Source organism: Anoxynatronum buryatiense (assembly GCF_900182905.1).
GTDB classification, from domain to species: Bacteria; Bacillota; Clostridia; order Peptostreptococcales; family Tindalliaceae; genus Anoxynatronum; species Anoxynatronum buryatiense.
The window spans coordinates 417,153-426,558 of sequence record NZ_FXUF01000002.1 but is presented as its reverse complement, the minus strand read 5'-3'; the positions used below and the strand labels follow the sequence as shown (position 1 = coordinate 426,558).

Sequence of the window (9,406 nt, the reverse complement as noted above, 5' to 3'; positions counted from 1 at the left end):
TCGTACATCCGGCCGAAAAAAAGAAAAGCCCCAAATCCTTTGTTATTGAAGGGTTTCAGGGCTTTTTTTATGCATTTTTCTGTCAAACTCAAGATAAATGCTTGAGTGTAAAGATTATAGTGATAATTCCTATGCATCGTATCGATACACTTTCGCTTCCCGACAAAAGCACATACGCTTCAATTTACCTGCAAACAGCCACTTCAATGGCAATCATCAAGGAGTTTGGACCTTTTATTGATTTTCTGATGGCTTCTATTTATAATGAATGCATCAACGGACACTTTGAAGGGAGTATCATAATGAGTAAATCATCCGCAAAAAAGCCGTCATCGAATACATCTCGTTCTCAAAAGCGTGGTAACCGAAACAAAGGGGTAGAGGTCATCAGCAATTCATTGATCAGTCAGTTTATCACTTCTGATGCACCCCACGAACTGCGCAGTCCTTTGTATCCCCTACAAGCTTCTCTGGGTGTACTTGGAATTTTGCTGATCTTTTTTAGCTTTCGCATCCCGCTTGCATTTTTTGCCGGAGCACTTTTACTTATCATTCGGAGACAGTGGCGCAAAAAAACCGACGCACCTTCAGTTGCCTACCGAGAAGCTATTCAGGCGCTTCGCAGAAAACAACATTCGGAATGTATTGAAGCTTTAAACCGCGTTATGGAGTATCCCAAGGCGCCACCTTTTCTTTTGATGGTCATTGCCAGCTGTCATTTGGAGCAGGAAAATCCTGCTGCCGCTTATGATGCGTATCATCGATATTTCACTTCAACTCCTTCATCGGAATGGAATAATCCTGTTTACTGGTCATCCATGGAAAACTATCTTCTGCTGTCACTGGAAAAAAATCAGGCCAGCACCGCTATGTCAGTAGCCCAACACCTTTCTGAATCAGAGGAGGCCAGGCCGGATGCCGGTGCATGGAAATCTTACTACCTTGGCCGATTGTCATTCAAACTGCAACGTTTTGATGAGGCCAGACTCCATTTCGAGAGCGTTTTAAACCAGCAATCACCCAAAGCATTGCCCGCGCTGGATGCCGCCTATTATCTTTCCCTTCTTCACTGGCAACTGGGAGAGATAGAATCAACACAACAACAGTTACTTTTAATCCAACGGCAGTCGCCCGGCTACAAAAATGTCTCTCTTTTATTGGAAATACTAAAAAAACCGGATCCTGATTTTGATCCGGCTTATATAGAGTAACCATGCTTTGTGTTCACAAATGTGCCATTTGTCTTCGATCAGGTGATACATCACATTGCACGACGAAAATGATTGGTTCCCCAAACGCCGATTATGATCAATCCACCACCCACCAGGTGGTACCAGTAAAATGGATCGCCCAATATGGCTACCCCGGCAATAATCGAAACGATGGTTACCAAATTTGCAAACACTGCCGATCTGGAGGCTTCCACTTTTGACAGCATGTAGTTCATCATAAAGAAGCCTACCACCGATGAAACTAAACCCAGGTAAAAAATGCTCACCAATGCCTGGGAATGACTCAGTGGTTGAAAGAATGCTCCCAGATTGCCCGCAATGATGTGTTGAATCAGAGACACACCTCCGAAGCTGATTAGCCCCATACACATCATCCCGTAAGTTATTTCCACCGATGAAAAATGCAGCGATAGTTTGCGGGACATGATGTTGAAAACACCTGCTGCCAATACCGCTCCCAACAAAATAAACATCCCTTCCAAATTATCGCCAATGGCTACATTGCCAGTCATATACATGATGAAAAACACGCCCACAACCGAAGCTCCAATAAATAGTGACTGCAGCCGGGTTGGTGGCTCATTCAGAAAGAGAGTGGATAGTATGGCGACAACAACCGGAATCAGGGCAATCATCATTCCCGCCTCCGAAGCAGTGGTTTTGCTTATTCCTATAATTTCACAGACAAAGTAAATCACCGGCTGAAAAAGGGATAGAAACAATAGCACTTTAATGTTTTTGCCGCGAAAATCCATTTTTAGAAGTCCAAGCATTCGTAACAGGGTCATGAACAGAACGGCCACACCAAATCGAAAGGCTAACAGATGGAAAGGTTGAATAACCGTTAACCCTTCTTTTGTAAACATAAACGATAAACCGAAAATAATGGAAAAACTTAGTCCTGCCAGATAAGGCAGCCATTGATGTCGCTGACTCACGTAATCGTCCCCTCTTCAGTCTATTCACAATCCATTCGCCATCATACCATAAAATATCGAAAATTGCATTCTCTTGCTTCTCTCGGACCTGTTTTGGACTACCACGTTCATTCATGTTCTAGGGCGGTTTTTCATTTGTAGATTTTTCTCATAATATGGGTAATGGTACACTGAGAACCAAAAAAAATGGAGGTGCAGAAAATGAAGTTGACAGGAAAGGTTTTGGTGGCCCAGGGTGGAGGTCCTACTGCAGTCATTAATCAGTCACTGGTGGGGGCTGTTCTGGAATCCCGCAAATTTCCCCAGGTAACTAAGGTATACGGAGCCATTAACGGCGTGAACGGTATTATTAACGAAAACTTCATTGATTTAACTCAAGAAACCACGCATAACTTGGAACAAATTGCCGTGACACCTTCTTCTGCACTCCGGTCAACCCGAGATAAACCCGACGAAAAGTATTGTCTCGCCATTTTCGAAATGCTTCAGGCCCACGAAATTCGATATTTCTTCTATATTGGCGGTAATGACTCGGCAGATACGGTTCGAATTGTCAATGCCTATGCAGAAAAGTCCGATTATGAGTTTCGGGCTATCCATATTCCCAAAACCATTGACAATGATCTGCTGGTAAATGATCACACCCCTGGATATGGTTCGGCAGCCAAATTCGTGGCCCAGGCCTTCACCGGTGCCGATCTTGATAACCGTTCGCTTCCCGGCGTCTACATCGGAGTGGTTATGGGACGTACTGCAGGTTTCCTGACAGCAGCAGCATCTTTGGCACAAAAATACCATGACGACGGCCCCCACTTGATTTACCTGCCTGAGCGTGTCTTTTCTCTTGAACAGTTCCTGATCGATGTCGCAGCGGTTTATGACAAGCATGGTCGCTGCGTTGTTGCTGTTTCTGAAGGAATATCAGATGAGAGCGGCACTCCCGTAGCAGCCACGCTGACGCCAACAGTGGAAAAAGATGCCCATGGCAATTTGAATCTGTCTGGCGGCGCTTTAGGCGACCTGTTAGCTAATTTCGTGAAGAAAAAGCTGGGTGTCAAACGGGTACGCTCCGATACTTTTGGATATTTACAACGTTCTTTTCCCCTGGCCGTCTCAAGTGTTGATCAGAATGAAGCCCGGGAAGTTGGGGAAAAAGCAGCTCAGTTTGCTATTTGGTATGATGCAGACGGTTCAGTTACCATTCACCGTACCGGTGATTATTCAGTGGATTATCGCCTGACACCTTTGGACCAGGTGGCCCGTCACACAAAAAGCATGCCCCCTGAGTTCATCAACAGTAAAGGCAATTATGTGACAGATGCTTTTAAAAATTATGCTCGCCCCCTGGTGGGTTCACTGCCTTCCATTGCTCATCTTCGGGCACCGGAAATCCCCAGAATAGTTCGGCGATAGCCGTTCTGAAATCACCATTTCAACATCCACCCGCCACCTATTTGACAGCCAGTTCCGGGAACCAAAGAGAAATCTCTCGCTGGGAGCTCTGAATACTGTCGGAGGCATGTACCACATTGTGGGCCATTTCGAGGCCGAAATCACCCCTTATGGTTCCCGGAGACGCCTTGAGAGGGTCTGTGGCACCATTGAGCATTCGGACCGCCGTCACAGCATCGGTACCTTCCAGCACCATGGCCAACACGGGTCCACTTCCCATTGTTTCCAGTAAATTGTCGTAAAATGATTTGCCTGCATGTTCAGCATAATGTTGCGCCAGCAGATCCCTTTCCGCCTGCATCAATTTCACCGCTGCCAGCTTTAGACCTTTTTCTTCGTAACGTGCCATGATTTTTCCACTGAGACCCCTTGCCACTGCCTGGGGCTTAATGACCACCAACGTCTGATTCAATGTCATCGCTCCTTTTTGTGATTGCAGCATCGCCGTCCCGCCATCCACATCGTCGTATCGTCATATTGTATGACATCATTCGTTACTGCAACATGTCAGATTTTACTAATCCTTGATGACATTCTAAAGAATTTTCTGTCACAAATCAATGATTAATGCTGTAGTCCCCCTTCATTTTGTCTGCATATGGCAAATAACGGGTATGAGTTGAACGTGGCAGACGTGTTTTTTGAAGCGGCAGGGAGGTTTTAGAAATGAAAGCTATGTATCAAGGAGTGATGATTGCCCAGAGCAACCGTACCCTGGTGGTTGAAGGGAATCATTATTTCCCCGAACAGGATGTTCACATGCACTATCTCGAACCCAGTGACTTTAAGAGTATATGCCCCTGGAAAGGTGAGGCCGGCTACTACCATGTGGAGGTCAGGGGACAAAGATGCAGCAATGCAGCATGGTATTACCCCTATCCCAAAGAAAAAGCAACTCATATCCGCAGTCATATTGCTTTCTGGAAAGAAGTGGAGGTATTGCCGGATTAGTTATTTCGCAAATTAACATTGATGAGCGTCCAATTGCAAAACCCTGGTTCTTAAGCAGAACCAGGGTTTTACATTGGTTTTCAGACATTTGGCTGTTCTTCCATGTCTATGCATCCATGGATTTCATTAGATTTGCCATTTCAATCGCTGAGGTGGCGGCATCCCATCCTTTGTTGCCGGCTTTAGTTCCCGCCCGTTCAATGGCTTGTTCAATCGTGTCTGTAGTTAGCACACCGAAGATCACCGGCATGCCAAGGTCCAACGATACTTTAGCCACTCCTTTAGCTGTTTCAGACGCAACATAGTCAAAATGAGGGGTGGAACCACGAATGATGGCTCCCAGTGTAATGACGGCATCATACTTGCCAGAAGCTGCCATTTTTTGAGCTGCAAGGGGGATTTCGTATGCTCCGGGCACCCAGGCCACATGAATATCTCCCTCTTCGGCGCCATGTCTCTGAAGCGCGTCCAGCGCGCCCGACAGCAGTTTACTTCCAATAAATTCGTTGAATCTGCCTGCCACAATACCAAATCGCAATCCCTGTGCCAATAATTTTCCTTCGTAAGTTTTCATCATTGATTCCTCCTGCTACATTTTTTATAATGCTGATTAATTTACTGGTGGAATAGATGTTCCAGCATATGGCCCATTTTTTCCTGCTTGGTTTTCATATAACGTTCATTTTCTGCCTCGTAGGGCATTTCCAACGACACTCTTTCCACAATTTCCAGATCATACCCCTGCAGTCCCACCATCTTTTTGGGATTGTTGGTCATCAGTCTAATTTTCTGAGCTCCTAAATCCTTCAATATCTGAGCCCCAATGCCGTAATCCCTCATATCTGCCGGAAATCCCAACAGTAGATTTGCTTCCACCGTATCTTTGCCCTGATCTTGAAGTGCATAGGCACGAATTTTGTTCACCAGTCCAATACCTCTCCCTTCCTGTCGCATATAAAGCAGTATGCCTTTGCCCTCATGGTTGATCCTTTCCAACGCAGCTGCCAGTTGTTTGCCACAATCGCAACGTTTTGACCCAAACGAATCCCCTGTAAGGCACTCGGAGTGTACCCTCACCAGTACCGGCTCGTCAGGTGAGATCTCTCCCAGCACCAATGCGACATGATGCTCTCCATTTAACTGGTTTTCATAGGCAACAAGCGTAAAATCACCATGCTCTGTTGGCATTTTGGCTGTCGCTGCCCGGGTAATGAGTTTTTCTGAGCGGCGTCTGTATTTCACAAGGTCTGCGATGGTGATGATGACCAGCTGATGTTCTGATGCAAATTTCATTAATTCAGGAACGCGAGCCATGGTACCATCGTCGTTCATAATTTCGCAAATCACACCAGCCGGCACCATCCCTGCCATTTCAGAAAGATCAACTGCCGCCTCTATGTGTCCCATTCGGCTTAACACGCCACCCGGACGGGCCACTAGCGGAAATACGTGCCCTGGCTGAATGAGTTGATCGGCGGTCGTTGCTCCATCAACCAACGCCTGAATTGTCTGGGCACGCTCGTAAGCAGAAATGCCTGTGGTGACTCCCTGCACATCAACCGACACTGTAAATGCCGTTTCCCGATTATCTGTACTCCGCATGGTCATGGGTGAGAGTTTTAGTTGATGCGCCCGTTCTTCTGTAATGGGTGCGCAAATCAATCCCCGCCCAAACCGTGCCATGAAGTTGACGGCGTCTGGAGTTGCTTTCTCTGCTGCCATCAGCAGGTCACCTTCATTTTCCCTGTCTTCATCATCTACCACTATGATCATGCGCCCAGCTCTGATTTCTTCCAGTGCCTTGTCAATGGTATTGAACTTAATGTCTTTCATTTCTTTCACTCCCATCATCAGTATCCATGTTCTTGCAGCCAGCCAGCTGTGATCTTGCCGGTTTCATCCGCTGCCTGCCCGCTACCATTCATGAGCTTTTCCACATATTTCGCCAACACATCACACTCAATGTTTACCCTGTCACCAGTCTGTTTTTCTGCCAGGATTGTCATCTCAGCTGTATGCGGTATGATTGAGACTGCAAATCGCTCATCCCACATTTTCGAAACAGTCAGACTGGTACCATCCAACGCGACAGATCCTTTTAAAACAATGTACTTCATAATCGCTTCAGTTGCTTGAATTTCAAGCCAAAGAGCATTGGCTTCCCTACTTTTTCGAATCAGAGTTCCTGCGCCGTCAATATGTCCTGATACAATGTGCCCCCCAAATCTTCCGTTGGCCGGCAACGCACGTTCCAGGTTTACCCGTGACCCTGTTTTTAAGCCAGCCAGGCTGGTACTGCGAAATGTTTCCGGCATCACATCTGCCTGAAATGATTGAGGTGTGAAACGGGTCACTGTCAGGCAGATACCGTTCACGGCAATACTGTCGCCCAGTCGCACATCTTCCAACACCTGCCGACTATGGATCACCAGCTGCATCGCCTGACCACCCTGGTGATGGATACTTTCAATGACCCCAATTTCTTCAATAATTCCTGTGAACATTTTTTTCACCTCTTTCGAATGGTTCCGGTGATGAGAATGTCTTCGCCGATGGGATGAGCCTTCATATCATCCACCCATGTGCAATCATCCATCCAGTCAATTCCTTTCCCCGCCAAAACGCCAGGGGCGAGACTGCCTCCAATCAGCTTTGGAGCAAGATAAAACATGATTTTATTCACCAGTTGTTGTTCCAAAGCGGCTGCAGCCAGAGTACTGCCCCCTTCCAGCAAAAGGCTGTCAATGTTTCTCTTTCCCAGTTCTTCAAGCAACTCTTTTAAATTAACCTGTCCATGAACAGAATGTGTTCTTAACACCTGAACGCCCTTTTTGCGAAGCTTAATTTCAGTTTCCTGATCCATTCTTTCTGTGGTAGCCACCATTGTCGGTGCATCTCCAACTCGATTAACCAGTTGACAGGTGAGAGGAATGCGCCCCTGGCTGTCAGCAACAATCCGCAGAGGGTGTACTGGGGGCATTGGCAAACCGCGCACCGTCAACTGGGGGTCATCCTTCAACACCGTGCTGATTCCCACCATAATGGCACCTACCCGCTGGCGCATCCAATGAACAGACCGCCTGGCTGCTTCGCCGGTAACCCATTGAGAATGTCCTGTATTGGCTGCAGTTTTTCCATCAAGACTCATGGCCGTTTTGTAAATAACATAGGGAGTTCGGTGGGTGATATAATGAATGAAAATATCATTCAGCTCCCGAGCCTCATGTTCCAGTATCCCTTCCACCACTTCAATGCCGGCTTCCCGAAGCATGCGTATGCCATTTCCGGCCACCAATGGGTTGGGGTCTTGTATGGCAACATATGCCCGCCGTATACCAGCCCTGATGAGAGCTTCGGCACAGGGAGGTGTTTTTCCGAAGTGACTGCATGGTTCCAGCGTCACATATAAATCGGCTCCTGACGCTGCCACGCCTGCCTGCTGCAGAGCCTCCACTTCTGCATGGGGACCGCCCGCACGAAGATGGCGTCCCTGCCCAATCAGTTTTCCATTTTTTACCAGCACCGCTCCCACCAGAGGGTTAGGGCTGGTAGTTCCCCATCCTTCCTCTGCCAGTTCCAGGGCTCGTTTCATCCATACTTCATGTTCTCCATGCATCCATTTCACTCCTGTTCTCTGTCAGGAAAATAAAAAATCCTGAAGCTCTCTTTCGCTTCAGGAACGGGATTTTCACAGGGGTGACAATTAACCCCCCACAAACAGCAGCAACAACCGCCACCGTCATATCATGCTTCTCCCATCCAGACTTTAACTGTCGGCTCTGGAATCTCACCAGATCAACCTTTCGGCTCGCGGGCTTTCACCGCCGGTACGGAATTTCACCTGTCCCTGAAGTTTGGTTTCATGATAGCACATTCAGATGAATTGTCAACCATTAAGTTGTCACTTTCGTTAACTTTGTATCATTTAGTGAAAGATACTTCTCTTTAAACAAAAAAACGGTATAATAGTGGTGGTAAGGAGTGAACAACTATGAAAAAACTAAGTGCATTTGATATCATTGGACCAGTGATGGCGGGTCCTTCCAGTTCTCATACGGCAGGCGCACTGCGCATCGCCCTCATCGCCTGCCGTATTCTGAAAGAGCCTGTGGTTCAGGTTGATTTTTTACTTCACGGTTCATTTTCAGACACGTACAAAGGTCACGGAACTGACCGGGCTCTGGTGGCTGGGATCATGGGGTATCCCACTGATCACCCGGATATTCCCCGCGCGCTTGCCATTGCCTCTGAAAAAAAAATTGTCTATTCCTTTGAAACAGCTCCACTGACACCCTCCATGCATCCCAATACGGTTTCGATGACTGCCCAGGGAGCTTCTGGACGTCGTTTGTCGCTTGAAGGGGCCTCCATTGGCGGCGGTGAAGTCATCATCACCCGCATCAATGGTATTGAAGTTTCTTTCACGGGAGAATATCCCACCCTTATTGTTCAGCAATTGGATCGCCCCGGTGTGGCTGCTCATATTACCAGCCTGCTGGCAGGTTCTTCCATTAATATTGGAACCATTCGCATGTATCGCCATGAAAAAGGAGATGCTGCCTACACCATTTTGGAAACAGACGAGCCGGTTCCACCGGAGTTGATTGCCTCTATTGCTGCACATGCTGCCATTTCAGATGTATTTCTCATCTCTTTTGAGACCAGCTCTGGCTGATGATCATCTTAGGTGAACCTCCCCCGCCGGTCATTGCTTAGTCAGAAAAGGGATAAACAATCAAGCAAGATTGTCATTCAGAATCAGTCTTTTACCATCATGAACATTTCTTTATCTCAACCATTCGAAAGGCAGCATGCCTGTGTTTCTTCAAGGAG

General features: G+C 47.1%; 10 protein-coding genes and 1 riboswitch. Of the genes, 4 read left to right on the top strand and 6 right to left on the bottom strand.

Annotated features, from left to right (window positions below):
- On the top strand, positions 1-1,211 hold a 1,211-nt coding region (locus QOL74_RS04650; protein WP_283408275.1), incomplete at its 5' end, for a hypothetical protein.
- Positions 1,212-1,261: 50 nt separating this feature from the next.
- Here QOL74_RS04650 and QOL74_RS04645 read toward each other — a convergent pair.
- Positions 1,262-2,170, bottom strand: coding sequence for a DMT family transporter (locus tag QOL74_RS04645; protein ID WP_283408274.1), 909 nt, complete (start codon positions 2,168-2,170; stop codon positions 1,262-1,264).
- Between the two features lie 201 nt (positions 2,171-2,371).
- On the opposite strand from QOL74_RS04645, the gene QOL74_RS04640 reads away from it, so the two are divergent.
- Positions 2,372-3,583 (top strand): 6-phosphofructokinase, encoded by a 1,212-nt coding sequence (locus QOL74_RS04640; RefSeq protein WP_283408273.1) that lies wholly within the window; start codon positions 2,372-2,374, stop codon positions 3,581-3,583.
- A gap of 37 nt (positions 3,584-3,620) precedes the next feature.
- Here the strand turns inward: QOL74_RS04640 and ndk are convergent, their stop codons facing one another.
- Positions 3,621-4,034, bottom strand: coding sequence for a nucleoside-diphosphate kinase (ndk, locus tag QOL74_RS04635; protein WP_283408272.1), 414 nt, complete (start codon positions 4,032-4,034; stop codon positions 3,621-3,623).
- Positions 4,035-4,288: 254 nt separating this feature from the next.
- On the opposite strand from ndk, the gene QOL74_RS04630 reads away from it, so the two are divergent.
- Entirely contained in the window at positions 4,289-4,573 is a 285-nt protein-coding gene (locus QOL74_RS04630) for a DUF427 domain-containing protein (RefSeq protein ID WP_283408271.1), read from the top strand.
- Positions 4,574-4,679: 106 nt separating this feature from the next.
- On the opposite strand, the gene ribH is transcribed toward QOL74_RS04630, so the two are convergent.
- Genes ribH through ribD form a run of 4 tightly spaced genes read right to left on the bottom strand, consistent with a single transcriptional unit; the run spans position 4,680 to position 8,189 of the window.
- The gene (ribH, locus tag QOL74_RS04625) at positions 4,680-5,147 is read right to left on the bottom strand and encodes a 6,7-dimethyl-8-ribityllumazine synthase (RefSeq protein WP_430383853.1); all 468 of its coding nucleotides are present in this window, start codon (positions 5,145-5,147) and stop codon (positions 4,680-4,682) included.
- A 41-nt stretch (positions 5,148-5,188) separates the two neighbouring features.
- Positions 5,189-6,406: a bifunctional 3,4-dihydroxy-2-butanone-4-phosphate synthase/GTP cyclohydrolase II gene (locus tag QOL74_RS04620; RefSeq protein WP_283408269.1), complete on the bottom strand. Its 1,218-nt coding sequence runs from the start codon at positions 6,404-6,406 to the stop codon at positions 5,189-5,191.
- Positions 6,407-6,423: 17 nt separating this feature from the next.
- Positions 6,424-7,077, bottom strand: a complete 654-nt coding sequence (locus QOL74_RS04615) for a riboflavin synthase (protein ID WP_283408268.1) — start codon at positions 7,075-7,077, stop codon at positions 6,424-6,426.
- Positions 7,078-7,082: 5 nt separating this feature from the next.
- A complete protein-coding gene (ribD, locus tag QOL74_RS04610; RefSeq protein ID WP_283408267.1) occupies positions 7,083-8,189 on the bottom strand; it encodes a bifunctional diaminohydroxyphosphoribosylaminopyrimidine deaminase/5-amino-6-(5-phosphoribosylamino)uracil reductase RibD in 1,107 nt (368 codons plus the stop codon).
- A gap of 127 nt (positions 8,190-8,316) precedes the next feature.
- Positions 8,317-8,432: riboswitch (FMN riboswitch) on the bottom strand.
- Between the two features lie 132 nt (positions 8,433-8,564).
- On the opposite strand from ribD, the gene sdaAB reads away from it, so the two are divergent.
- Positions 8,565-9,248, top strand: coding sequence for an L-serine ammonia-lyase, iron-sulfur-dependent subunit beta (sdaAB, locus tag QOL74_RS04605; RefSeq protein ID WP_283408266.1), 684 nt, complete (start codon positions 8,565-8,567; stop codon positions 9,246-9,248).
- Positions 9,249-9,406 lie beyond the last annotated feature (158 nt).